Genomic DNA, 255 nt, shown 5'->3' on the forward strand with positions numbered 1-255 from the left:
AGCTGTTTCGTTCTTTAACAATCTGGAAGAAGTAAAGTTTTAATCGAATCGTCGACAGACGGTTCGATGGGTAGTGATTGTATGTATCAAAACAAAGCAACAACGCTGTACTTTCTTATCTCTGTAATGCTCTTTGTTCTCCGGAACAGAGGCTAACGTTATAGGGACAAGCGAATAAGTGCACATGGTGGATGCCTTGGCGATTACAGGCGATGAAGGACGTAGTAGCTTGCGATAAGCTGCGGGGAGCTAGCA

At 44.3% G+C, this 255-nt stretch carries 1 rRNA gene; it reads left to right on the plus strand.

Features of this window, described 5'->3' with window-relative positions:
• Positions 1–164: 164 nt before the first annotated feature.
• Positions 165–255 (plus strand): 23S ribosomal RNA (locus tag F2P46_RS36865); the annotation flags it as partial.

This window comes from Massilia sp. CCM 8734 (assembly GCF_011682155.1).
Classification (GTDB): domain Bacteria; phylum Pseudomonadota; class Gammaproteobacteria; order Burkholderiales; family Burkholderiaceae_D; genus Telluria_A; species Telluria_A rubra.